Consider the following 25,019-nt stretch of genomic DNA (forward strand, 5'->3'; position numbering starts at 1 on the left):
CGGCGGCCCGGTCGCAGGGTCCGTCGGGGAACTCGTTCGAATCCAAGTTGCTCTAGGCTGCCAATACGCTAGTCTCGCTTTGTTGGGGGGCGGCCGGCAGGCCGATAGAGTGGGGCTGGTGTGAGGATGAGTTCGAGCGTGGATTTGCTGCGGATCGAGGACGTTGGCATTTCTTTTGCTATTGTGGGGGGACCTTTGCATGCCGTCAGGCGCGCAAATCTTCGCGTCCTGCCCGGCAAGGTTACCGCGCTTGTGGGTGAGTCCGGTTCCGGGAAATCGGTTCTCAGCCAGGCCGTAATGGGGATTTTGCCGAACACGGCCCATGTTCGCGGCCGTATCCTGTTTTCCGATCCTGAAAAGCCCGGCACGACGCAGGATATCCTGAAGATGCCGCGTGATGGACCCGAAATCCGGGCGTTGAGAGGCAGCCGCATCGGCAAGATCTTTCAGGAGCCGATGACATCGCTGTCGCCGCTGCACACGATCGGCAATCAGGTCAGCGAATCCCTGCAGATTCATACGCCCATGGCTCGAGCGGAGCGCAAGGCGCGGACCGAGGAAATGCTCAGCCTCGTCGGTTTTCCCAATCCCAAGCGCGCCTATGACATGTATCCGTTCGAACTTTCGGGAGGATTGCGGCAACGCGCCATGATCGCCATGGCGCTTATCTGCCGGCCCGCGCTGTTGATCGCCGATGAGCCGACGACGGCGTTGGACGTCACCATCCAGGCGCAAATCCTGCAATTGCTGCGCGGGCTTCAGACCAAGCTGAACATGGCAATGCTGCTGATCACGCACGACCTTGGCGTTGTCGCCAATGTCGCCGACGAGGTGGTGGTCATGTACCATGGCGAGATCATGGAAGCGGGACCTGTGGAGGCGATATTCCGCCGGCCGGGTCACCCTTACCTGAAGGGCCTGATGGAAGCCGTTCCGCATTTCGACCTGAAGCCTGGCGAAAGGCTAAAGGCGCTCCGCGAGGTGCCGGTGAATGTCGAGAACCTGCTGGGCAAGCAGACGGCGCCGGCATCGAAGGGGTCGGACGACATCCTGCTGTCGGTCAGGGATCTGAAAAAGGTCTACACCACCCGCAAGTCCGGATGGTTCGGCGGGAGCCATCAAACCTCCGTTCGCGCCGTGGACGGCGTGAGCTTCGACATCAGGCGGGGTGAGTGCCTGGGTCTGGTCGGCGAAAGCGGCTGCGGCAAAACCACGGTCAGCAAGATCCTGATGCGGGCTGTTACGCCCAGCGGCGGCTCCGTGGTCTTCAACGGTCGCGAAGGGCCGATCGACGTGCTGGATGCCGAGGGAGACGCCCTGCGCTTGCTGCGCGCGAAAATCCAGATGGTCTTCCAGGATCCGGTTTCGTCGCTCTCCCCCCGCATGACGGTGGAGAACATCTTGAGCGAGCCGCTGGAAATCCATCAACGGGGCAATGACGCCTCCCGACTGGCCACCGTCAAGAGCCTGATGCAGGCAATCGGGCTCGATCCGCGCTTCATCAAGCGCTATCCGCACAGTTTCTCCGGCGGGCAACGTCAGCGTATCGGCATCGCGCGCGCGTTGGCGCTGGGGCCTGAACTGCTGATCTGCGACGAGCCGGTTTCGGCGCTCGATGTCTCTGTCCAGGCGCAGATCCTGAACCTTTTGAAGGACCTGCAGAAGGAACTGGGCCTGACCTACCTGTTCATATCCCACAATCTGGCGGTGGTGGACTACATGGCGGACCGCATCGCGGTGATGTGCGGCGGGCGTATCGTTGAGCTTGCGCCGCGCGAAATTCTGCTCAGGAAACCGATCCACCCCTACACGCGCTCACTGCTGGCCGCAGTCCCTTTCCCCGATCTCGACCGGCCGATGGATTTCAATACGCTGAAGCTCGGCGGCGCTTCCGACACCAGCGCATGGGGACCGCAATTCCGCGACGAGGGCGAAGAGGATATGCTGTCGCCGCTCGATCTTGGCGGCGGCCACCTCGTGCTGGCCCGACGTTCGGCCGATATCAGAGAGTTACGCCATTGATCAGCCGTCGCACCGTCATTGGACTGATGGCTTCGGCACTTCTGCCGGGCACGTCGCGCGCCGGCGATCTGGAGCCGGATTTTCTTCAGCCGCAGCTCACGGCCAAGGCGCTGCCGGCACTCGCCGAGCGCTTGCCCAAGAGCCCGCGTGCGTTGAATCTCGCTGCGATGGGCCGGCAGCCCGGCCAATATGGCGGCACGCTTCGAACCATCATCGGCAGCCAGAAAGATATCCGGATGATGACGATCTACGGGTATTCCCGGCTGGTCGGCTATGACGAAAAGCTTAACTTGCAGGCCGACATTCTCGAAAGTTTCGACGTAGCGGATGATCGCATCTTCACGTTCAAGATACGGGAAGGACATAAATGGTCCGACGGCAGCCTGCTGACGCCGGAGGATTTCCGCTATTGCTGGGAAGATGTCTGGCTGAACGATGAGCTTTCGCAAGGCGGGCTCGCCCCGACCCTGCTGGCGGACGGCAAGCCGCCACGCTTCGAGATCGTCGATCCGCTGACGGTGCGCTACAGTTGGGATGCGCCCAATCCCGACTTCCTGCCCAAGCTCGCTGCTGCCGCGCCGATATCACTTGTTCTGCCGGCCGCCTATCTCAAGCAGTTCCACAAGAAATATCAGGATACATTCCGGCTCGCCGGCCTGATGAAGGAGAACCGGGCCAAGAAATGGACGCTCCTGCATATCCGCATGTCGCGGCAGTATCGCCCGGAAAATCCGGATCTGCCGACGCTCGATCCCTGGCAGAACCGGACCAAGCCGCCGGCTGAGCAGTTCATCTTCGAGCGCAACCCGTTCTTTCATCGAATAGACGAGAATGGCCGGCAACTGCCCTATGTCGACCGGATCATCATGAATGTCAGCTCGTCGGCGATCATCTCGGCCAAGACCGGTGCGGGCGAGAGCGACCTGCAATCCATGGGAATTGACTTCACCGATTACTCCTTCCTGAAGGACGCGGAAAAGCGCTACCCGGTGAAGATGCATCTGTGGAAACGCACACAAGGTTCACGGCTGGCGCTGCTGCCCAATCTGAATTGTGCCGACCCGGTGTGGCGTGGCCTTTTGCGTGACGTGCGCGTGCGCCGCGCACTTTCGCTCGCGGTAGACAGGCGCGAGATCAATATGGCCGTGTTCTACGGATTGGCGCAGGAAAGTGCCGATACGGTCTTGCCGGAGAGCCCGCTCTACCGGCCGGAATTCGCCAAAGCCTGGGTCGCCCATGATCCCGACCAGGCCAATGCCCTGCTAGACGAGGTCGGGCTGCAGGCACGTGACGATGACGGCGTGCGGATGCTTCCCGACGGACGCTCTGCGAAGATCATCGTGGAAACGGCCGGCGAAAGCACGCTGGAAACCGACGCGCTCGAACTCATCACCGATCACTGGCGCCAGATCGGCGTCGCTTTGTTCATCCGGACTTCGCAGCGCGACATCTTCCGCAGCCGCGCGCTTGGCGGCCAGATCATGATGTCGATGTGGTCGGGCATCGACAATGGCGTGCCGACCGCCGACATGAACCCGTACCAGCTGGCCCCCACCATCGATGACCAGCTGCAATGGCCGCTCTGGGGCGCGCACTATCTGTCCCACGGCAAGATGGGTGAGGCGCCCGATCTTCCTGAGGTGGTCGAGCTGATGGCTTTGCTCAAGCGCTGGAACGGATCGACCGAAGCCACGGAGCGCGCCGAAATCTGGAATTCAATGCTGTCGATCTACACCGATCAGGTGTTTTCGATCGGCACGGTGAACGGAACGCATCAGCCGATTCTGGTGTCCTCGCGGCTGCGCAATCTGCCTGACAAGGCGCTCTACGGCTACGACCCGACCGCCTATTTCGGTGTCTACATGCCGGATACATTCTGGCTTGGAGGCTCCTGAGCGTGCTTCGATATCTTGTCTGGCGCATTGCCGTGATGGTTCCAACGCTGCTGGTCATATCGGCGCTGGTGTTCACGATCATCGAACTTCCACCGGGCGACTATTTCGACAGCTATGTCGCCGAGCTTCGGGCCCAGGGCGAAGCGGTGGATTCCGATCGCATCGAGATGATGCGCAAGGAATATGGTTTCGACCAGCCACCGGTCATTCGCTACTTCTACTGGGTCGGCGGGATGCTGCACGGCGATTTCGGCTATTCCTTCGAATATGAACTGCCGGTTCGCGACGTCGTCGGGGACCGAATGTGGCTGACCGTGCTGGTTTCCTTTGTCACGATCATCTTCACCTGGCTCATCGCCTTTCCGATCGGCATGTACTCCGCCACGCATCAATACAGCTGGGGTGACTACGGCCTGACTTTCTTCGGCCTTCTCGGCCTTGCCATTCCGAATTTCATGCTGGCGCTGATCCTGATGTATTTCGCCAACATCTGGTTCGGCACGTCCATCGGCCATCTCATGGACCAGCAATATCTCGGCGAGGCGATGAGCTGGGCCAAGGCCAAGTCGATCCTCGCCCATCTCTGGATCCCGGTCCTGATTATCGGCACCGGGGGCACGGCAAGCATGATCCGGCGGCTGCGCGCAAATCTGCTCGATGAGTTGCACAAGCAATATGTCGTGACCGCGCGTGCCAAAGGCCTTCATCCGTTCAAGGCGCTGGTCAAATATCCGCTGCGCATGGCGCTCAATTTCTTCATTTCCGACATCGGCTCCATCCTGCCGGCCATCATCTCCGGCGCCGAAATCACGGCGATCGTGCTGTCTTTGGAAACGACCGGGCCGATGCTGATCAAGGCGCTGCAAAGCCAGGATATGTATCTGGCAGGGTCGTTCCTGATGTTCCTCGCCTTCCTGACGGTCATCGGCGTGCTGATTTCCGACCTGGCGCTGGCGTTGCTTGATCCACGAATTCGTTTGCAGGGCGGCAGCACCAAATGAACACGCAATCGCCGCTGCCCGCTCCGGGCGCTCCACTGCAACACTACGTTTCCATCGCGCCCTTTGACCTGCAGTCGGTCGAGGCGATGACGCCGGAGCAGTCGAAGGTCTTTCAGGCGTCGCAGTTGCGGCTGATGTGGTGGAAATTCCGCAAGCACCGGCTCGCGCTTATATCCGGCATATTCCTGGCAGTGCTGTATTTCGGGATACTGATCAGCGAGTTCCTGGCGCCCTACAATCTGCACACGCGCAACATGGACTACATCTATTCGCCGCCGCAGCAGGTGCACCTGTTCCGCAATGGCGAATTCGTCGGGCCGTTCGTCTATGGCCGCCAGATGAAGCTGGATATGGATACGCTCAAGCGGAACTACATCGAGAACCAGGACGATGTTCAGCGGCTCCGCTTCTTCTGCAAGGGCGACAGTTACCAGTTCTGGGGCCTGATCGAAGGTGACAGGCATTTTGTCTGCCCTGCCGAAAACGGCCAGCTGTTTCTGGCCGGCACCGACAGGCTGGGGCGTGACGTGCTCTCGCGCATGATCTATGGCGCACGCATTTCACTGACAATCGGCCTCGTCGGCATCAGTTTCAGCTTCCTGCTCGGCATCTTCATCGGCGGATTGGCCGGCTATCACGGCGGTATCTTCGACCTGGTCGTTCAACGAATAATCGAAGTTCTGCAATCGATTCCCAGCATCCCGCTATGGCTGGCCCTGGCGGCGATCATGCCGATAACCTGGAGTCCGATCCTGATCTATTTCGGCATCACCGTCATCCTCGGACTGCTCGACTGGACCGGACTGGCGCGGGCCGTGCGTTCAAAGCTTCTGGCCCTGCGCGAGGAGGATTACGTTCTGGCCGCGCAGTTGATGGGCGCCGGGAGCAGCCGCATTATCAGGCGGCATCTCATTCCCGGTTTCATGTCGCACCTGATCGCGACGGCGACGCTCTCCATACCCGGCATGATCCTGGGCGAGACGGCGCTGAGCTTCCTCGGGCTCGGCCTGAGGGCGCCGATAACCAGCTGGGGCATCCTGCTCACCGAGGCGCGCAGCGTCAGCGTGATCGCGTTCTATCCATGGCTGCTTTTGCCAATGCTCCCCGTCATCCTCGTCATCATGGCGTTCAACTTCCTCGGCGACGGCTTGCGGGACGCCGCGGATCCCTACAAGTGAGGATCGCCATTCCGCCGCGCGGCTTGCCGACGACTCCGCCCGGTATGACGTTTGTCGGCGGCCGGTTGGGTTATTGCAGGGTTCGTCGTTCGCCTCTAGAGCGTTTCACCGTTTAACGGAAACGGCGAAACACTCTATCTCTTTGTTTTGACGCAATTCCCAAGGGAAAGCGCTACACGCTTTTCCCGGGAAAACCGCTCACACTTTTCCTGGAATTGCTCTATATGCGGCAAGCCCGATCGGGGTTGCTGGTTCAGGACATACAATCGCATATGAGTCGCCTCGATAATTTCATCAGCAGGATGACCGCACAGCGCGACATTCTCAATCAAATCTGCCCCGAGGTGGCGAAGATGGAGGGGCTTGTGCTCGAGCTCGGCCTCGGCAATGGCCGGACGTTCCACCATCTGCGCGAGCTTCTGCCCGGGCGCCGGATCGTGGTGTTCGACCGCGAAGTTGGCGCACACACCAGCTCAATTCCCGAAGCTGAAAACCTCGTGCTCGGCGAAATACGCGAGACGGGCCGCAAGTTCATTGGCATCGAAGCCGCCCTTGTTCATGCCGACATCGGCACCGGCTATGACGATCGCGATGCAGTGACCGCTACCTGGCTTCCCGATCTGATTGCGAGCCTTCTTCGCGTCGGCGGCTTCGCGGTCAGTGGCACGCCGCTCGATCACCCGCTGCTGCAACGCCTCCCGGCGCCGACTTCGGAGCCCGCCGATCGTTATTTCCTTTGCAAGCGCGTGTAAGGGGCGGAGACGGCCCAAATCTTCAGGGGCCAACTCTTCAGGGGATCGTATAGACTGCTATCTCCCGCTCAATGCCGCGCAGCGAGACCTCGTGAGGCACCGGCGTCAGCGCGTTCCTGTGCAACAGCTCGGCGGTGAGATTGTCTTCGACCACCGCATGCGTGGCGAAGATCGCCTGTGCGTCAGCAAGGTTCTGGACCCGCGACGCAATGTTGACCGTCTGGCCGAAATAGTCCTGCCGCTCGTTCATGGATACGGCGATGCAGGGGCCGGCATGGACTCCGATCTTGAGCAGCAGATCCTCGCGCCCGCTCTTGTCGTTGAGCGCACGCATGGCATCGCGCATCCTGAGGGCCGCGGCGATTGCACGATCAGGCGTCGCGAAGGTCGCCATCACCGCATCACCGATCGTCTTCACCACCGCGCCTGCCTCCGCCGCGACGATCTCGTGCAGAACCTGGAAATGCTCGCGCACGAGATCGAAGGCCGAAAGGTCGCCCACCCGCTCGTAAAGCGCGGTCGACCCGCGCAGGTCGGTGAACAGGAAGGTCAGGCTGGTGATCTTCAGGCGCTGGTTGATGTCGAGCGTATCCGTACGATAGAGATCGCGGAATGTATGGTTGGTGAGCAGGCGCTTGGCGGTCAGGAAGGGCCGGCGTTTGCCCAGGAAATCATGCAATGCCTTGCCGGCGATGAAGACCGTCGGCAGCACGCGGGTTTCGGTCCTGTTTTCCAGCGAAATGCGCAACGGGCCAGGTTGCATCTCCAGCGTCTGGTTCTGGACATGGTCGCGGTCGAAGACCAAAGAAAGGCTTCGGCGCTCCTTTGTGGGTTCGCCCTTTCCGTCGATGAACTGCACTGAATGCGTGACCGGCTCGAAGACGATGACGAATTCGGACGGAAGCTGTATGGGTAGAACCGCCTTTTCACCCGGCGCAAGCTCGATATCTTCCAGCGTGAACGCTTCCAACGTTTTTGCGAAATCCTCACCCGGCAGATCGACGCCGGACCCCCAGTAGATCTGGCGGAAGTATTCCATCAACGGCAGTTCGTGTGGATTGTGGGCGGCAATCCTGCGTACGCGGGGACTGACGGTGAATGTCACCTCGACCATCTCGTCGAGCGTCGGCGAATAGTCCTCGGAGCATAGCGCGCAGGTATATTCGTCCTTCTGCAGGGTTTTCAGCGTGGCGTTGGTGTCGAGCACGCCGCCGCAGCCGGGGCACAGAACATTCCAGGAAATGTCGAAGATGCCCACCCGCGCCGCATGGAGAAAGGCGCTGATGGCCCGTTCCTCGTCGAGGCCATGCTTGCTGGCGAAGGCCGGCACATTGATGCGGCAAAGTTCGCGGCCCTCGCCTTCGGCGACGGTTTGCCGGATCGCGTCGATTGCCTGTGGATCGACATCGGTCGATTGCCGCAGAAGCGAGAACAGATCCTGAGCTTCGTTCATCGTGCAGGCTCCGAAAAATGCGCCGCCCGCGGCGTGTTGGCCGGACCGGTCTTCGGTCCGCGCACTCCATCTTACGTCGAAACGGATCGAACGGCCATTCGAATGGACAAGCCTGGTGACAGGTCAATTTCCATTCGGCGGATTTTCACCGGCCGCAAGCGGCACTATGATGGGTGCATGGGGCATTCATCTCTAGGGCTTTCTCCCGTGCCGACACCCGACAACCCGCCATTTCCCGCGACCCTGCGGCTTTTCTCGGCGGGGGTCATCATCGTCCTGATCGTCGGCGCCGGCCTGTTTTTCGCGCCGGCGCTGGTCAAGCCGCGCTGGCCCTGGCCCGTCACGCCATTCAGTGCCCGCTTCCTCGGCGGCTTCTACACCGCCGAAATGGCGGTGATGGCGGCGCTCTTGTTCTGGAATCGCTGGTCGCCCGGCAGGCTGGTGCTGGTCATGGCCTTCATCTTCACCGTCATCGTGTCGGCGGTTTCGTTGATCAATCTCGGCTATTTCAACTTCGAGCGAAAAGCGACCTGGCTCTGGTTCCTGGTCTATCTTGCCTCGGCTGCGGTATCCGGGCTGTTCCTGTGGCGGGCCAGGGCTCGTCCTTCAGCAAAAGGCGTGACCCTAAACCCCGCATGGCGCGCCTACATGCCGGTGGAAACGGCGATCCTTGGGCTCTATGGCGTCGGCATGTTGCTGTTTCCCCATATGGTCAGCAGCACCTGGCCATGGCCGGTCGATCCCTTCCACGCCCAGGTCTACAGCGCCATCTTCCTCGCCGGCGCTGGCGGCACCTATCTCGTCTGGAAAAGCGCGCCGCGCGAAGAATTGCTGGTGCTCGGCCTGGCGCAGTTTCTGGTCGGACTGCTTTCCATCCTTGGCCTCGTTATCACCGACGCCACGGTGCACCGGATCGACTGGACGGCGGCCGCTACATTGTACTGGCTCGCCCTTTTCGGCTGGATCGGCATTAGCGGCACCTTCAAACTCTTCGCCGCCTCCCGGCATTTTGGCGCGCAGCCGGCAGCATAGGGTGCAGAGACGGGCTGGATTTTCAGATAACGTCCGGTGCATCGTGCCGGGCCGATTGGCTCTATCACTTTGTTCTGACGCAATTCCAGGCGGAAAACCGCTCACACTTTTCCTGGAATTGCTGTAGCCGGGAACGCCATGACCAGCACGACCTCCTCCGAGAAAATCCAGCCGCAGCTCCGGGCCGTCCGGCCAAGCGATGCGGAGGCGCTTTGCGCTATCTTCAACATGCCGGGCTTCCGCTGGGGCACGCTCAGGATGCCGTTCGAGATGGTGGAGCAGGTGGAGCGCCGCATCGCCAAGTCCGGCCAGGAAACCACCTGGATCGTCGCCGAGCTGGACGGCAAGGTCGTCGGACATGGCAGCCTGGTCGTGCAAAGTTCGCCGCGCCGTTCGCATACAGGCGAGATCAATATCGGCCTAGACGATGGCTTTGTCGGCAAGGGTATCGGCTCTGCCATACTTGGCGCGCTGCTGGACGTGGCCGACAACTGGCGCGGCCTGAAGCGGGTCGAATTGAGCGTCTATGCCGACAATGAACCGGCCATCCGCCTCTACACCAGCCACGGCTTTGAGGTCGAAGGCCGGCATGTGAAGGCCGGATTTACCGACGGGCAGTATCACGACCTCCTGACCATGGCGCGGCTGCGGTTCTGATGACCGCCGTCTTTACCCCACCCCCTGCGCCTCCGGTGGACATTCTGGCTTTGCTGTCGCTGCTCTGCCCGGAAGTCGTGCGTGACATCGAGCAGAACTGGAATGCACCGGTTTCCGATTATGCCCGCCATTTGTGGCGGCCGGTGGCAAGGCCGGCATCGGGCCCGGCGATCGCTGCCCGCTCGATCCTGCGCGACGTCCTGCACCAACGCCTTGGTTTGATCATGCAGCCTGAAGAGATCGGCAAGGCCCTCGACGAATTCGAGCACAGACCGGTGATCCAGTCCGGCCTGCACTGCCTGCTTTTGATGGACCGGATCACCTTCGATGCTCTCCTGCTTGCCTGGCTCGGCGCGGTCGAAAACGGGCTGTCGGCCTTCTTCGGCTTCGTGGGAACGACGATGACAATGGAGACTGTCGGCCGGGAGGGGCCGGGATGGCTCGATGTCGGCGACGACAAGGTCAACCTGTTTGGCATGGGGCGCCATAAACTGTGCCGCAAAAGCGCTTGCGCAGCCGGTCCCGTCACCCTCAACGCGCGCGCGCTCGAAGCGGTGGGCAATGAGACGGATGCCAGCCGCTGGCTGGGCACCCTGCTTGCCAGCCAGGACAAGGTGTTTGCAACCGCCGCCGATGCGCTGACGGAACTCAACGAGGATCTGGTCGCCGACTGGGACAGTTCCGGCATGGCTCGGCCGGTTTTCATCGACGACCGGCTCGCCGCTTCTGCCGTGGCGCGGCATCTGGACCATGACGGCAGCCTTCTTTCCAGGCTGCTCCTTGAGCCTGCAAGGCGCCAGCGTCTCGACCATGCCTTGCAAGAGGCCGCATCGGGCCCATTTGGCAGATTCCTGCCCAACGCCACGGCCTATTTCTGGGGCATTCGCGAGCAGCGCGTGCGCAAGCTCATCCTCGAGAACGGGCATCTGATCGAGCCTGACAGGCCGCATGGTCTTTGCATCCCGTTTGAGCGGCTGCATCTCAAGCAGGCGCTGCTGGATGGCGTGCTGTTGCCGGACTTGTTCCTGGCGTTCCTCATCCTTGCCATATTGCCGCGCGTGCGGATTGTGGGCGGCCTGAGACAGATTGGCTATGTGGCGCTTTTCCACTCGATCCTGCTGGCCGCGCTGGATGAAACCGCGCCGGAAGAGCGCGATCTGGCTGCGGAGCTGCAGGTTCGGGAAAATGCCTGGGGCATGCGGGTCATCGATGAAAAGATCTCGGTGCGCGAGCAGCTTGCCGGCCTGCCGGAAGGGGCGCTCTTTCCGGACCTGCTCCGGCAATACCGTCTGCAGACGTTTGCCGAGACGACTGACGACCTGAAACTGGTTCGCGAAAACGCCCGATGGCGCAAGATCGGCCGGGCCTCCGGCCTCTGATCACCCGGTCACTGCACTATACCGGCCTTGCGGAGCCCGTCGACCATGGGTTCGAAATCGGCAGGGTTCTTGTAAGGCAAGACTTTGCGGCGGTATTCCAGCGAAAAGTCGGGATTGACGCGAAGCACTTCCTGCCATGCCGCGCGGGCCTCCTCCAAACGGCCCAGATGGCCGTAGCTGGCGGCCAGAAGCGCGCGCGAGACGTCGGTGACAGCGTTGCGAGCCAGCCGTTGCAGCAGGAGGTCAATGGCCTCTTCGTACCTTCGCAGTTGAAACGACGCCAAAGCCTGGAAGTGCAGAAGCACATCCGGAAAGTATGGGTTCAAGGTCTGTCCACGGGCGAAACTCTCGAGGGCTTCCTCGGATCTGCCCGAATAGTACAGCGCCTCGCCGAGGCTGAAGTGCCCTTCGGCGAAGTTCGGATTGAGGACTATCGCGCGCTCGGCCTCGTCGATGGCCCCGTCGTGCCGTCGTGTATACAGCTTGGCCATAGCCAGCGCCCAGTGCGCCCAGGGATCGCTGTCATCCAGAGTCACCGCTCGCGTTGCGACCTCTTCCGCTTGCGCCATCGATTCCGGCGGCGACGCACTCCACCTGTTCAGGTAATCGAGTCCGTGCGTGAGGGCGAGGAAAGCGTGGGCAGCGGCAAAGTTCGGGTCCAGTTCGATGGCACGTTGCAAGAGGTCGCGGGCCGCGACGTTCGTCTCCTTCGTCAGCCGGTGCCACAGCTCCCGGCCGCGCAGGAAACAGTCATACGCTTCCGCGTTGCGCGGGCGCTCGGGCGCCAGCCGCTGACGGTCGCCATCAGTCAGATTGAGCGCCAGCGCACCGACGATCTGCTGCGTCACGTCGTCCTGCACGGCGAATATGTCGGTCAGGTCGCGATCGAACCGCTCCGCCCAAAGATGGCCGCCCGAAATTGCATCGATGAGCTGCGCGGTGATGCGCACCCTGTTGCCCGACTTGCGGACGCTGCCCTCAAGCACGTGCCGCACGCCGAGCTTCGCGCCCACCTCCTGCACATGGACGTTCTGGCCCTTGAAGGTGAACGACGAATTGCGTGCGATGACGAAGAGCTGCGACAGTTTGGACAGCGCCGTGATGATGTCTTCGGAGATGCCGTCGGCGAAATAGTCCTGTTCGGCGTCACCGCTCATGTTGGCGAACGGCAGGACGGCGATCGACAGCTTCGGCGGCGCTGCCGCAGCCGGCCGGCTCGTCGCGGTTTCCAGGGTCGCGGCCGCCTTGGCCCCGACTTGCAGCGAATAGACCCGGATCGGCTCGGCGATGTTCTTGAGCTGCGTGCTGCCGAGATCGCTGACCGAGAGGTCGAGCCTCGCCTTGACCTGGCGATAGGCATCCTCGGACAGGCAGATGGCGCCGGGCGCCGCGACACCCTCCAGACGCGAGGCGATGTTGACGCCGTCGCCCATCAGGTCGCCGTCGCTTTCTTCGACCACGTCCCCCAGATGGATGCCGATCCTGAACTCGATGCGGCGATCCTGCCGCACGCCGGCATTGCGCTCGACCATGCCGTTCTGGATCTCAACGGCGCAGCGCACGGCATCCACCACACTGCGGAACTCAACCAGCGCCCCATCCCCGGTGCGCTTGATCACCCGCCCGTTGTGTACTGCGATGATCGGATCGATCAGGTCGCTGCGCAGCGTCCGCAACCTCGCCAAGGTACGCTCTTCGTCCGCGCTCGCGAGCCGACTGTATCCGACCACATCTGCGGCCAGGATTGCGGCCAGCTTGCGGTTCTCACTCATGCGTCGGTCTCCTTGTCTCCACGATAGCAGGAAGACGGCGGGTGGAGGGAACTTTCGCAACGACGACCGCGCAGCCGCCTGTTTCCGCAGCGCTTTGCCGCCGAACCCCTACGGTTGCCCATTTGCACTGCCGCTTGCCGGATGACGGCCATCGGTTCATCCTTGTGCATGGCCTGGCCGTGAAGTGCGTGGCGAGATCACGCGTCATGGCTCCAGGTCAAAGAGATTGAGCATGATGTCGTCCGAAGACCGCTTCACACGTTTCGGCATCATGCTCTGGTGAGGTGTCCATGGACTGCTCGGGCTGCGGTTTCGAGATTGAGGGCGGTTACGCCTTCTGTCCGAAGTGTGGCCGGCGCCAGCCCGTGCCGTGCGCCAGTTGCGGCTACGCCTGCGCACCTGATTTCGAGTTCTGTCCGAAATGTGGGGCAAGCGTCGGTGCGTCCGCAAAAGCCATCGAACGGCCTGCTCCGAGCCGGACCATTGTGGCGCCTTCTCGAACTCCCTCGCCGAACATCGGAAGCGAAGAAAGGGCGCCTCCCGTCTCCGACGCCGATCGACGGACGGTAACGGTCCTGTTCGCCGACCTCTGCGGCTTCACGACACTCAGCGAGCAGCTCGACCCCGAGGTCATGCAAGCGCTGCAGAACGAACTATTCAAGGAATTGACGGCGGCCGTGCAGAACTTTGGTGGTTTCGTCGACAAATTCATCGGCGATGCTCTGCTTGCTTTGTTCGGTGCGCCGGTCGCGCATGAGGACGATCCGGAACGTGCGCTTCGCGCCGCCCTCGACATGATCGCCCGGACGGCGCGGCTCGGTGAAAGCGCCCCCCACTCCGGCTCGCCTCTGTTGCTCCACATCGGCATAAACACGGGTCCGGTCGTCACCGGTGGATTGGGCATCGGCACCGCCAAATCCTATTCGGTGACCGGCGATACGGTGAATACGGCGCAACGCCTGCAATCGCTGGCCGCACCGGGTGAGGTGCTGGTGGGCGAGCTCACGCACAGGCTGACCCGGCATGCGTTCTCCTACGAGTCGCTGGGCGATGTCGTCTTTCGCGGCAAGGCCGGCAGTGTGCTCGTCCATCGACTGGATGCACCGCTTGCGGCGCCGCGTGCAGCGCGTGGGCTCGAGGCGCTCGGCCTCAGTGCGCCGATAATAGGCCGTGATGCCGAGCTCAACAGAATGCTGGCGAGCCTTGACCAGGCGTGCGCTGGCTCGGCCCAACTCGTACGCCTCGTCGGCGAAGCCGGTATCGGGAAATCGCGGCTGGTGAAGGAGTTCGTCGCCCGCGTCGGCGACGAGGATCGCTTTCGCAACGTCGCCGTGCGGCAGGCCTCGTGCTCGCCGCTGGGTGAACAATCATTCGGCGCCCTGGGCGCCGTGGTGCGCAGCGCTGCCGGGATGATGCAAAACGACAATGGCGACGACATGCGGGGGAAGCTCGCAGCCTTGCTTGCCGATCTCGGCCTGCAGGGCGAGGAGGCGAAGCGGCTGATGCCTTTGCTCTACCATGTGCTTGGCCTTGGCGACCCCGATGCCACCTTGCAGCATGTCGAGCCCGAGCAGCTGCGACGGCAAATCCTCTACGCGGTCCGCACAATCATCGAGAGGCGGCTTGCATTGTCGCCGCTGTTGATCGTCGTCGAAGACCTGCACTGGGCCGACGCCGTGTCGCTCGAGGCACTGCGTTTCGTGATGGACAGGCTGGAACGCACGCGCTTGATGTTGCTGGTCACGCATCGTCCGGCGCCGGACAACGACCAGCTCGACTCAAGTCGGGTCAGTCACACAGCGCTCAGGCTTTCGCCGCTCAACAGCCATGACGGACGCAGCCTGGTGGCGGCGCTTTTCGGCGAGAGCTGGGTAAACTCCGCAGGAGGGCTTCTCGACCAGATCCTCGAGCGTGCGGGCGGCAACCCGCTTTTTATCGAGGAGATCGTTCGCGGCCTCATCGATCGCGGCGTACTGGTGCGCGAGGGCCAGCAATGGCGGACCGTGGCAGGCGAAGTTGCAACCGGCATCCCCGCCACCATCCAGGCAATGTTGCTTGCTCGCGTCGACCGGCTGCCGCAAGAGGTGCGCCGGCTGGCCCAGGAAGCCGCGGTGATCGGCCCGCGCTTCGATGCTACCCTGCTGAAAACCGTGACAGCCGACCCCGGCCGGCTGGAAGCCGGCTGCGAACTGCTTTGCGATGCGGAAATCATCGAGGAAGTTGCCGGATCCGGCTCGGTCTCGTCGCAAAGCTACCGCTTCACGCAAACATTGCTGCAGGACGTGATCTACCAGAATCTGCTCCTGCAACGCCGGACCGACATCCACGGGAGGGTCGGAGCTGCCCTGGAGCAACTGTGCGGCGACAAGCCGGAACGGTTCGAAGACCTGGCCGCGCTCGGCCATCATTTCGCACAGAGCGCCGAGCGGGAGAAGGGCGCGCATTACCTGCAGGCGGCGGGAGATCGCGCTCGCATGATATACGCCAATGACGATGCCCTTCGTTTCTACGAGCGAGCGCTGACCGCGTTGGGCGCGACCGGGCAAACACCGCTCAAACTGGCGATTGCAGAGCGCATTGCCGATTTGAGCGGCCCGGCAGGCCGCCGCGAGATCGCGCACCGCCACTACGAGACGGTGTTGCAGGCCTATCGCGAGTCAGCCGATCGTGTCGCGTCGGCGCGCGTTCTGCGCAAGATCGGTCGGCTGCTCTGGGACGTGGGAAAGCGGAACGAGGCAGAAACCCGCTACGCTGAAGCGGCAACGCTCCTCGATGGCGCGAATGCTCCGATCGAGCAGGCGCATCTCTGGCAAGAACGTGGCCGACAGGCGTTCCGCAGCGGAGATCACGCTCTCGCGGCAAAATGGGCGGACGCGGCGCTGGATTGCGTAAGCACTTTGACAACGGAGCATGTCAGCGAGGATGCCACTCTGGTGACCGCCGAGGCGCTTAATACCAAGGCTGTTGCGCTGGCTCGCCTTGGGCGGAACCGTGAAGCCGTGGGCCAGGTCGAGCGCAGCATTGAATTGGCCGAAGCCGCCGGCCTGCTGGGCGCGGCCTGCCGCGGCTACACCAATCTCGGCGTGCTTTACACGACCATCGATCCGGCAAAGGCGATGGAGGTCTGTCGGCGCGGTCTGGACGTGGCGCGCCGTATTGGTGATCTGGGTTTCCAGGCGCGCCTCCTCGCCAATCTGGCGGTGGCATGTTGTACTTTCACGGATCGCTGTCCAACGGAGGGCGTGCCTGCTGCCGAGAAGGCCATCGAGATCGACCGGGCGCTCGACCAGCGCGAGCACCTGCCGGTGCCGTTGATCGTGCTTGGGCAGATCCACCAATGCAACGGCCGTCCGGAACTGGCGGTTGGCTTGTTCCAGGAAGCGCTGGACGTAGCCCGTGAAACGGGCGAGCCACAACTGCTGTTTCCATGCTATGATGGCCTCGCAACGCTTAATCTCGACCTCGACAATCTGGCCGAGGCCGAACGCTACTTTTCCCTGGCGCAGGGTATATGCGCCCAGCACGGGCTCGACCCGGAAGGGCTTGTGGTGCTGCCTTTTCTCGACTAGCCGGGGGGTTGGAGGTTGGAAATGTCCGCGCCTACTGACTTGCTGCCGCTTCAGCTGGGCGACCGTGCGCCGAACGTGATCCTCGACGCCATTACCCAGGAAGGCAAGATCGCGCTTGACGACTTTCGCGGACAAAAGCCGGTGCTGGTCGGCCTGTTTCGAGGTCTGCATTGTGCGTTTTGCCGACGCCACATCGCCGCCCAGGCGCGGCTCGATCCGGAGCTGCGCGAAAGGGGCGTGGAGAGCCTGACTGTGGTCAACACGCCGATCGAACGGGCGCGTCTCTATTTCCGCTACCACCCGATGCCGAACCTGCTGGCGGCCTCGGACCCTGAACGCGCTTCACATCGTGCTTTTGGGCTGCCCAATCTCGAATTCACCGAGAACGAGACGAACTGGCCATACAAGGTCGCGATGGCAGCGGCACAGGATATGCGGGTCGACATACCTGGCGAATTACCCGGTCCCATGGATCCTATGACAGCCGCCGCAATCCTCGACAAGAAGGACCACTACGAACTGACCGAAGCCGACGAGCAGATGATCGCAACGGGACACGGACAACTGATCGGCCAGTTCCTGCTGGACCGGCAGGGGATTGTCCGCTGGAGCTTCACGGAGGTTCCAGAGGGTGGGCGATACATGTTTGGGGCGCCAAACCCGAAGGAGCTGATGTCAGCCGTGTCGCAGGTCGCCCAATAGAGCGTTTCACCGTTTCACGGAAACGGCGAACCGCTCTATCTCTTTGATTTGACGCAATTCCGGACGGAAAACCGATCACACTTTTCCTGGAATTGCTCCAGACTTGCGAACGAGGCAAACGGGCGGGTTACCGGGGCCGAGGCAATGGTTGCGGCACGCAAGTCGCGTCTATCCTGGCATAATGCGATAGACAGTTGCATCGCCCTCTACACCTCGAAGAGGCGCATCAAACGCGACGACGCTTCGGCCCGCGAGCAGGTCACTCACACCGGGTGCGCAATAGAGCGCCTCTGAGATGCAGACCTGTCCGGCTTCCGCCAGCGACTGCACGCGTGCGGCGACATTCACGGTCTGGCCGAAGTAGTCGAGGTTGTCGTTGAGCGTGACGGCAATCGATGGACCGCAGTGGGCGCCCATCTTCAGAATAATCCCCGGCCTGACACTATCGCCGTTGAAGCGATCGATCTCTTCAAAAATATGCAAGGCGGCCGAGATTGCATCCGATGGCCGCGAGAATACGGCCATCACCGCATCTCCGATCGTCTTCACGACAGCGCCGGAATGCTGGTGGACCGCCGCATTGAGAAGAGCGAAATGCTCGCGGACCAGGGCGTAGGCGTTGAGATCGCCAAGGCGCTCATACATGGCGGTGGAACCCTTGAGGTCCGTGAACAGGAAGGTGATCTGCCGGATGCCGAGCCCCTCCTTCTCGTCGACACGCTCGGAACGGAAGAGGTGGCGGAACGTTTGCCGCGCAAGCAGCGCCCCGCCGGAAACATACGGGTCGAAATCGAGCGTCGGTTTGGTCGTTAGCGCGACAAGCTCGGGCGGCCAGTTAATGAGAAGCAACGCGCCACGACCAGGTCCGGTATTCGCGACCTCAATGACAACCGGACCGGGTGGCACGACCGGCAACGCCGGCAAGAAACGCTTGCCGTCATAGTTGATCTTGAGAAGTGTCGGCTCCAACACCGGATCGCCTGATATGGGTACAGCGAATGCTGCCTGTGTCTGCACGTTGACGCCCGACAGGGCGCCGGGACCGAGATCAGCGCGCAGCATTGTTGTGGTGCCCGCCGGCAGGAATGCCATGCCCCGCACGAAGCCTCGCAGAACATCCAGAAAGCGTATGTCCTGCCCGGGCAGCCGCCCGTCATTGCCGAAGCGCAGCTTCCAGTGAAAATCCTCGACAGAGAGCGTTTGGGGCTCGTGGAACGGAAGGCGCCGCAGATGGGGCGACACAGAGAAGGAGACCTCGATGAAGTCGTCGAGGTCGGTGTCGCCCGATACGTCGCACAGGCCACAGACGTAATGCGTCTGCAGCGTGCGCAGGGCGCCGAAACTGTCGAGCACCATCCCGGACTGAGGACAGAGCACGTCCCAGCTCATATCGAACAGGCCGCAGCGGGCCGCGTAAAGGAAGAGGTCGATTGCTTCAGGCTCGGCGATTGCGCGGTCGCGGGCGAAGGCCAGCGGATTGACACGATAGAGCGCCTGGTCGTCACCGCTCCTGATAAGCGTTTCGAATTTTGAGATGACGCGCGGGCTCCATGCTCGCGCTTGCTCGATCTCGGTCATCTTGCCTTCGAGAAGGCGATCGTTGACCACCATCACGGCGAAATCCCCAATTTGCCTTGCGGCAATCTACTAGAAAATCCTGCCCGATGCGAATGGATGGAAATCCTTCGCGTGTCTCAGGATTTGGGGCGGCACGCGCCACACCGGTGCAGACGCTGTGAATGTCGGCGTCGGGTGGTCATTAGCCGACTTTTGCACCGAGTTTGTAGGGTTTCATGTGGAGGCGTTGGGAGTGGGACCGACAAGCCCACCGTTCATTCGAGTACAGCCTCGACAGTTGCAACAAAGTCATCGAGCGAGCGGTCCCCGCGAATCTCGATGCGCGGCAGGTCGATGGGATCGCAGTCGAGGTCAGCCGGCCCGTGTTTGCGGCCGAAGCCTACTCGATAGCCGCACTCCCTGGCCAGCCGGCCAAGCCGCCGGTCGGTGACGGAGAAGGGGGCCGCGAACGCCGTGGTTGGCCGGCCGGTCCAGCGTTCGATGAACATTCGAGAGCGCAGGAGTTCGGCGGCCAGGTCGGAGCTCGACAGACCATCGATCGCGCGATGCGTCGCCATATGGCTGCCGAAGAGCGCACCTTCGGCGGAAAGGCGTCGCACCGTCCCGGCACCCATAAGCGGCGTCGGCGGACCGATGTCGGCGTCCCACTTTGCACTTTCACCCACCAGATCCGTCACCAGGAACACTTCCGCGGTCAGGTCGTTCGCGCGCAAGATCGGCCAGGCATGGTCGGCAAAGTTCTGGAAGCCGTCATCGAAAGTGATGACCACCGGGCGGCCAGCGAAAGGCTGACGATTGGCGATGGACACTTCCAGCTGCTCGGATCCAATCGCGTGGAAGCCATTGGCGCGCAGCCATGCCATTTGGCTGGCGAAGGCTGCGGGCGTGAGCCGAAAACGGGCGAGCGCGGCCGGACCTTCATCGGCAACGCCGTGATACATCAGCACAGGGATACGCTGGCGCCGCTCGCTGCGCGCGACGTCACGGCGCAAGGCCCGTGCCCCGCCCCAGACGATGTTTCGCGCCACGCCGATTTCGATGGGCGCGCGGATCGGCACTTGATCTATCATCGGTTCGGTCGCCACCTCGTCCGGTGACAGGCGGCGGAAGCGGTCTATGCGGTAGAGCTCGGTCTGGATCGATTGCTCCAGCACGAGGCCCTCGGTCGCCGCCAGCGTCTCGGAGATCGCCTGTGCACCGAATGTGTTCCAGTCGAAGCCCGTCTTTTCGACATTGTCACGCAGCACGAATGCGTGTGCGCTGATGAGGCTGCCGCCGGGCGCCAACGCCTCGGCGAATTTCCTGGCAATGCGCCGCAACTCCGCGAGGTCATCGAGGTAGTAGAGCACTTCCGAACAGAAGATCAGATCCATCCCACCCGGCAGCGTGTCGGCAGCGAAATCGAGGACGCCGAACTCAATGTTGGGCTGGTCGCTGCATCGCGCACGGGCCCGTTCGACGGCTATGGCGGAGATGTCGGTTGCAGTCAGATGGCCCACACGCGGCGCCAGCTGCCGTGTGAAATGGCCCTCCGCGCAGGCCAGCTCAAGCGCCCGTCCGATGGGACCGGCAGGCAGAATTTCGAGCTGCCGCTGATATTTTTCCTGCTCATAGGACGAACCGTAGTTCCATGGATCCTCGGTCGCGAAATAGCTGTTCCAGAACGCCGTGCGATCCTTGTCGTGCCTGACCCGTGCGCGGCGCGGCGCTGCTGGAGGCTCTGCAGGTTCGGCGCTCGAGCGAACCAGCTCCCGCGCTTGCGCGGCCAATTGCGCGAGTTTGCCGAAATGGCTGTCCGGATCGGGCTCGCGTTCCGCCGAGGTCGACAATGCCTCGGCTGCAAGGCCAAGCCGCTCAGCAGGCACGACATTCTGGATCAATTCAATCCAATGATCCCTTGTCACCGCCCCGAGTACGCCGAATTGCACGACGGCTTCGATCTGGCCATCGATCATCAGATGGGCATAAATCTGATCGATTCCTTCCGGAAGTTGGGTCGCGGTCGGATTTCGGGCGGCGATGCGAATTCCAAGTGTCCACGCCAGCCTGCGCGGCGCGGCAAGATCGTCGGCGTCGAGAAGCATTTGCTCAAGCTGGTACTGGATGCGGCGAGCCGCGCCGGGATTGTTCCAGAGCTGGCCGAGTCCGATGATCAACCCGGTGATGGCGCCGCCAAACCGGTCCCACCGGGAAGCCAATTGCGCCGGCGCCGACAGGCTCCCCGCCAGAAGGCCATCGACGACCACCCTGGCGATCTCATGCGCCCACTTGCGTCCCGCCGGAAGCGCGCGCATGGACTGCGGGTCGACCGAGTGCGATCCGCGGCCGCAATCCGCCGCGGCGTTCCGCAACGCGAGCCATGCGAGTGCTTCGGAAGCGGTGCCGCCGTTCGCCGAATTGGAAACCAAGGGATTATGCGCCACGCCGTCTTACCCGCGCCTGGTTACAAGGTAGAACGAGAGTACCGCAACGCGCTTACATTGCCGGTGTAGAAAAAGCAAAAGGCGCCCCGAAAGGCGCCTCTTCATCGCTTGATTCCCTTTTGAGGAAACTGGAGCGGGTGAAGCGACTCGAACGCTCGACCCCAACCTTGGCAAGCCATTGATTCTAAGACACTTCTCGTCGCGAGTCGTTACCATTCATGCTAGAAAAGGATTGTCCAGCGCCCTGGGGAGCGGAACACTCTGTCCCACGGAGTTCCGTCGAAAGCCGCGCCTTTCGGCTTCCCTGCTGTCCGCTGCCATCGTCGACGATCCGGAACAACTTCGCTCATGGATTGCGGCAGCTCGCCGCACCGCCGCTCAGATTCGACCGACCGGCCGTGTGACCAAGCGAAAATTGAACGCGTCTGACAGGGAGAGCACGCAACACCCCTCCGGTCGCCCGGCAGAACATAAGACCGGAACCGGAAAACTCGCTTTCCCCGACCGCCGGCTCGGCAACCGCTCTGCCGGCCAAAACAAGTCACCACGTCCAGGTGTTGGGTTCCCAGGCGTAGCCGCCGGCGCTGCGGGCGACGTGGCCAAGGCCGGGGAATGGAAAATGGTAGACCATGGCGAGTGTTCGATCAGTGGCAAGCCCATCGAGAAGCCGCTTGCGCGTCGCAACGGCAAGGTCGCTGTCCTGATCAAAGATCGGATGCCATTCCGGATGAGCGAGCGCTGTGACTGAATGATGCACGACATCGGTGGTGTGGATCAGCGTTTCGCTGCCGCCATCGACCACGAGCGAGAGGTGGCCGGGCGTATGCCCTGGTGTAGGCAAGGCATGGATGCCAGGCACGATCTCCCGATCGCCTACGACCATATGCACACGCTCCTTGATCGCGCCGAGATTGGTCCGCGCGCAGGCCTTGGCAAAGGTCTTGAACTCGTCAGGAAACTTGAGCCCGGACAGGTCGGGATTCTCCTGGGTCCAAAATGCCCACTCCTTATCCGAGATGTAATATTGAGCATTGGGGAAGGCTAGCTTGCCGTCTGTTCCGGTTGTCGCAAGGATGTGGTCGGGATGGGCGTGTGTGATGACGATCGTGTCGATGTCGCCTGGATCGATGCCGGCCATCCTCAGATTGCGTGGCAGAAAACCCATCATCGATCCGAGCGCCGACGTCCCGCCGGTATCGACCAGAACAAGGTTGCGGCCCGTGTTCACGACAAGGTGGTTCATGTGGAAGACGCCACGCTTGGAATCGAGGTAGTGCTCCGCGGCCAGCGCGTCAAACTCGGCTTTGGCCGCGTTGAGGCCGACCGACGGGAACAGCGGTTCGATCAGCAGGGCACCGTCGCTGATGGAGAGCGCATCGAACATGCCGATCTTGAAGCTGTAAAAGGACGGTGGACCGGCCTGCGGCAGGCTGACGGGCGCAGCGAACGCGCGGCCATCCACAGAGAGCGCGGCAGCAGAGACCAGCCCTGCCGCCCCGGCGAGGAAACTGCGCCGCGAGGCTAAAGGAAGACGGGAAGTTGTTGATGGTTCGATGGTCATTGGGAGGCTCCTCATTTGGCAAAGCGATCATGGAAAGGCGTGAAGTCGACAAGTGGTGCGGGAACTGTGATGCCGCGCTGGACGATGCCGATCTTGTGACCGTTGGGCGTGTAGAGGTCGATCACGATGGCGTCTCCTTTCGTCACCTCCACTCCGTCGCATTTGTGGACACTCCGTCGCATTTGTGGAACGATATGTCAACAAATAGTCAAAGGCCAATTTTTCGTGAGGTCGTTGTGATATCTGGCTTTACTTAAAGGGTGTGATTGTTATATAGACCGATATGACAAGAAATACTTCCTTGCGCGGTCGGCCGCGCGAATTCGATCTTGATGTTGCCCTCGAGACCGCGATGCGGGTGTTTTGGCGCAATGGATACGAGGCGACGTCGATGTCCGATCTGGTCGACGCGCTCGGCATCAACCGTGCGAGTCTTTATGCCGCCTTCGGCGACAAGGAGGCGCTGTTCCTGCGTGTGCTCGACCGCTACAGGCAGGATTTTACAGAACGTCCGGTCGCCGCGCTCAACGAATTCGAAGACCCACGTGAAGCGGTTGGCGCGTTCCTCTATCGGACGGTCGACCACCTGACCGACGACAGACTGCCGCGCGGGTGTCTGTTCGCAAATGCGATCCTGGAAAGTCCAGGCGGCTCGGAGCGGATCTGCCAGGCGGTGGCAAATGGCGTCGCTGGCCTCGAGGATGCAATCTACCACGTGCTGCTGCGTAGCAGCGGCACAGACAAAATCCCGGTCGGCACGGACTGTCGGGCTCTGGCTCGATTTTTTGTCGGTGTTGCCCAGGGCATGGCCTTGATGGCCAAGGTCTCACCGGACAAGTCGCTTGTCTTGGACATCGCCAGCACCAGCATGGCGATCTGGCCGACGGCGAGATAGCACCGTCCGGTCTCACATCCGAAAGATACCGAGTTGGCCGACCGCCAACCAGCGCCAATAATGTCCGTTCGGTCTGGCTGTGCTCTCGCAACGATGCAGTCGGCAATTTGGCCGCGGCTCTTGGGGTCTGGGTATTTGGGGTCTGGGTATGATGAGCGCGCGAATAGGCATCCGCAATGTGAGCAGATAGCAGCGCTTCCGCTTTGCCGACCACTCCGCGTCTGAACGGCAAAAACGAAAAAGCCGCGGCGGACCGCGGCTTTTCGATGCTTGATTCCCTTTGAGGAAATTGGAGCGGGTGAAGCGATTCGAACGCTCGACCCCAACCTTGGCAAGGTTGTGCTCTACCCCTGAGCTACACCCGCTCACACGGCCTTTGGGCCGCAAGCCGGGCCTATATGGCTGAAGAGCGCGGCGATTGCAACAGGGAAATGACGGGCTTTTTGGTCGTGCCAAATCGCCTGGCCGAACCTCGTTGGCCACGCCGGTGGTCATTGACTTCCCGCATGACGGTCTTGTCTCGGCGGCATCATTGGCCGTAAACGGCTTTGCGCGTGGCCAGACTTGTACCAGATAGGGAAAGACCATCGATGCCGAAGACAGAAGCCGAGCTTTTCGCCTTTCTTGCCGATCTCGGCATATCAGTGTCGACCGTGCGCCATCCGCCGCTCTATACGGTGGCCGATTCGCAGTCGCTGCGCGGCGAGATACCGGGCGGGCACACCAAAAACCTGTTCCTAAAGGACAAGAAGGACAATTTCTTCCTGGTCAGTGTCAGCGAGGACGCGGTCGTCGACCTGAAGCAGATCCACACGATCATCGGCGCCGCCAGCCGAGTGTCGTTCGGCAAGCCGGAGATGCTGATGGAACTGCTCGGCGTCATTCCGGGCGCGGTCACCGTGTTCGGCCTGATCAACGACGCTGAAAGACGGGTCAAGGTGGTGCTCGACCAGGATTTGATGGCGCATGCGGTGGTCAATGCGCATCCGCTGACCAATGAGGCGACGACGTCGATCGCTTCCGCCGACCTCGTCAGATTCGTCGAGGCAACCGGACATGATGCTGCTATCTTGAAAGTCTCGGCTTGATCGCCACATGGATGGCGAAAACTGACCTCTAGCATGGATGTCGCGCCTGCTCCGCTGGCGAG

At 61.9% G+C, this 25,019-nt stretch carries 18 protein-coding genes, 1 tRNA gene and 1 pseudogene; 13 read left to right on the plus strand and 7 right to left on the minus strand.

Annotation, left to right across the window (positions count from 1 at the left end; genetic code table 11):
• The first annotated feature begins 126 nt into the window (after positions 1–126).
• The 5 genes from H0241_RS25445 (at position 127) to H0241_RS25465 (ending at position 6,848) form a co-directional block, all read left to right on the plus strand.
• On the plus strand, positions 127–2,022 hold the full coding sequence (locus tag H0241_RS25445; protein ID WP_181060593.1) for an ABC transporter ATP-binding protein: 1,896 nt from the start codon (positions 127–129) through the stop codon (positions 2,020–2,022).
• On the plus strand, positions 2,019–3,917 hold the full coding sequence (locus H0241_RS25450) for an ABC transporter substrate-binding protein (RefSeq protein WP_181060594.1): 1,899 nt from the start codon (positions 2,019–2,021) through the stop codon (positions 3,915–3,917). The genes H0241_RS25445 and H0241_RS25450 overlap by 4 nt, the downstream gene beginning before the upstream one ends.
• A 2-nt stretch (positions 3,918–3,919) precedes the next feature.
• A complete protein-coding gene (locus tag H0241_RS25455) occupies positions 3,920–4,918 on the plus strand; it encodes an ABC transporter permease (protein ID WP_181060595.1) in 999 nt (332 codons plus the stop codon).
• Entirely contained in the window at positions 4,915–6,096 is a 1,182-nt protein-coding gene (locus tag H0241_RS25460; RefSeq protein WP_181060596.1) for an ABC transporter permease, read from the plus strand. The genes H0241_RS25455 and H0241_RS25460 overlap by 4 nt, the downstream gene beginning before the upstream one ends.
• A gap of 272 nt (positions 6,097–6,368) precedes the next feature.
• Positions 6,369–6,848: a class I SAM-dependent methyltransferase gene (locus H0241_RS25465; RefSeq protein ID WP_181060597.1), complete on the plus strand. Its 480-nt coding sequence runs from the start codon at positions 6,369–6,371 to the stop codon at positions 6,846–6,848.
• Positions 6,849–6,885: 37 nt separating this feature from the next.
• On the opposite strand, the gene H0241_RS25470 is transcribed toward H0241_RS25465, so the two are convergent.
• Positions 6,886–8,301 (minus strand): adenylate/guanylate cyclase domain-containing protein, encoded by a 1,416-nt coding sequence (locus H0241_RS25470; protein ID WP_181060598.1) that lies wholly within the window; start codon positions 8,299–8,301, stop codon positions 6,886–6,888.
• 207 nt (positions 8,302–8,508) lie between these two features.
• Here H0241_RS25470 and H0241_RS25475 point away from each other — a divergent pair, with 207 nt between their 5' ends.
• The 3 genes from H0241_RS25475 to H0241_RS25485 all read left to right on the plus strand — a co-directional run bounded on the left by H0241_RS25475 (position 8,509) and on the right by H0241_RS25485 (position 11,369).
• Positions 8,509–9,333, plus strand: a complete 825-nt coding sequence (locus H0241_RS25475) for a hypothetical protein (RefSeq protein ID WP_181060599.1) — start codon at positions 8,509–8,511, stop codon at positions 9,331–9,333.
• A 138-nt stretch (positions 9,334–9,471) separates the two neighbouring features.
• Positions 9,472–9,990: a GNAT family N-acetyltransferase gene (locus tag H0241_RS25480; RefSeq protein ID WP_181060600.1), complete on the plus strand. Its 519-nt coding sequence runs from the start codon at positions 9,472–9,474 to the stop codon at positions 9,988–9,990.
• Positions 9,990–11,369: a hypothetical protein gene (locus H0241_RS25485; protein WP_181060601.1), complete on the plus strand. Its 1,380-nt coding sequence runs from the start codon at positions 9,990–9,992 to the stop codon at positions 11,367–11,369. Before H0241_RS25480 ends, H0241_RS25485 begins: the two co-directional genes overlap by 1 nt.
• An 8-nt stretch (positions 11,370–11,377) precedes the next feature.
• On the opposite strand, the gene H0241_RS25490 is transcribed toward H0241_RS25485, so the two are convergent.
• Positions 11,378–13,141 (minus strand): adenylate/guanylate cyclase domain-containing protein, encoded by a 1,764-nt coding sequence (locus tag H0241_RS25490; RefSeq protein ID WP_181060602.1) that lies wholly within the window; start codon positions 13,139–13,141, stop codon positions 11,378–11,380.
• A gap of 290 nt (positions 13,142–13,431) precedes the next feature.
• Here H0241_RS25490 and H0241_RS25495 point away from each other — a divergent pair, with 290 nt between their 5' ends.
• Both H0241_RS25495 and H0241_RS25500 read left to right on the plus strand, forming a co-directional pair.
• Positions 13,432–16,710 (plus strand): adenylate/guanylate cyclase domain-containing protein, encoded by a 3,279-nt coding sequence (locus tag H0241_RS25495; protein WP_181060603.1) that lies wholly within the window; start codon positions 13,432–13,434, stop codon positions 16,708–16,710.
• Positions 16,711–16,731: 21 nt separating this feature from the next.
• Entirely contained in the window at positions 16,732–17,412 is a 681-nt protein-coding gene (locus H0241_RS25500; RefSeq protein WP_181060658.1) for a redoxin domain-containing protein, read from the plus strand.
• Between the two features lie 168 nt (positions 17,413–17,580).
• Here the strand turns inward: H0241_RS25500 and H0241_RS25505 are convergent, their stop codons facing one another.
• From H0241_RS25505 to H0241_RS36150, 4 genes are all read right to left on the minus strand, one after another.
• Positions 17,581–19,023 carry an adenylate/guanylate cyclase domain-containing protein gene (locus H0241_RS25505; protein ID WP_210285069.1) on the minus strand — a complete coding sequence of 481 codons (1,443 nt, stop codon included), beginning with the start codon at positions 19,021–19,023 and terminating at the stop codon, positions 17,581–17,583.
• Between the two features lie 221 nt (positions 19,024–19,244).
• Positions 19,245–21,284 carry an SAM-dependent methyltransferase gene (locus H0241_RS25510; RefSeq protein ID WP_235984469.1) on the minus strand — a complete coding sequence of 680 codons (2,040 nt, stop codon included), beginning with the start codon at positions 21,282–21,284 and terminating at the stop codon, positions 19,245–19,247.
• Positions 21,285–21,954: 670 nt separating this feature from the next.
• A complete protein-coding gene (locus H0241_RS25515) occupies positions 21,955–22,974 on the minus strand; it encodes an MBL fold metallo-hydrolase (RefSeq protein ID WP_181060605.1) in 1,020 nt (339 codons plus the stop codon).
• Between the two features lie 11 nt (positions 22,975–22,985).
• A complete protein-coding gene (locus tag H0241_RS36150; protein ID WP_268926436.1) occupies positions 22,986–23,120 on the minus strand; it encodes a hypothetical protein in 135 nt (44 codons plus the stop codon).
• A 245-nt stretch (positions 23,121–23,365) separates the two neighbouring features.
• Here H0241_RS36150 and H0241_RS25520 point away from each other — a divergent pair, with 245 nt between their 5' ends.
• On the plus strand, positions 23,366–23,869 hold the full coding sequence (locus H0241_RS25520; RefSeq protein ID WP_235984470.1) for a TetR/AcrR family transcriptional regulator: 504 nt from the start codon (positions 23,366–23,368) through the stop codon (positions 23,867–23,869).
• A gap of 59 nt (positions 23,870–23,928) precedes the next feature.
• Positions 23,929–24,000 (plus strand): annotated as a pseudogene (locus H0241_RS35780) (cation transporter); the annotation flags it as partial.
• A 159-nt stretch (positions 24,001–24,159) separates the two neighbouring features.
• Here H0241_RS35780 and H0241_RS25525 read toward each other — a convergent pair.
• Positions 24,160–24,234 (minus strand) — tRNA-Gly (locus tag H0241_RS25525).
• Between the two features lie 225 nt (positions 24,235–24,459).
• Here H0241_RS25525 and H0241_RS25530 point away from each other — a divergent pair.
• Positions 24,460–24,957 carry a prolyl-tRNA synthetase associated domain-containing protein gene (locus H0241_RS25530; RefSeq protein WP_181060607.1) on the plus strand — a complete coding sequence of 166 codons (498 nt, stop codon included), beginning with the start codon at positions 24,460–24,462 and terminating at the stop codon, positions 24,955–24,957.
• The last annotated feature ends 62 nt before the right edge of the window (positions 24,958–25,019 follow it).

Source organism: Mesorhizobium neociceri (genome assembly GCF_013520985.1).
GTDB classification, from domain to species: domain Bacteria; phylum Pseudomonadota; class Alphaproteobacteria; order Rhizobiales; family Rhizobiaceae; genus Mesorhizobium; species Mesorhizobium neociceri.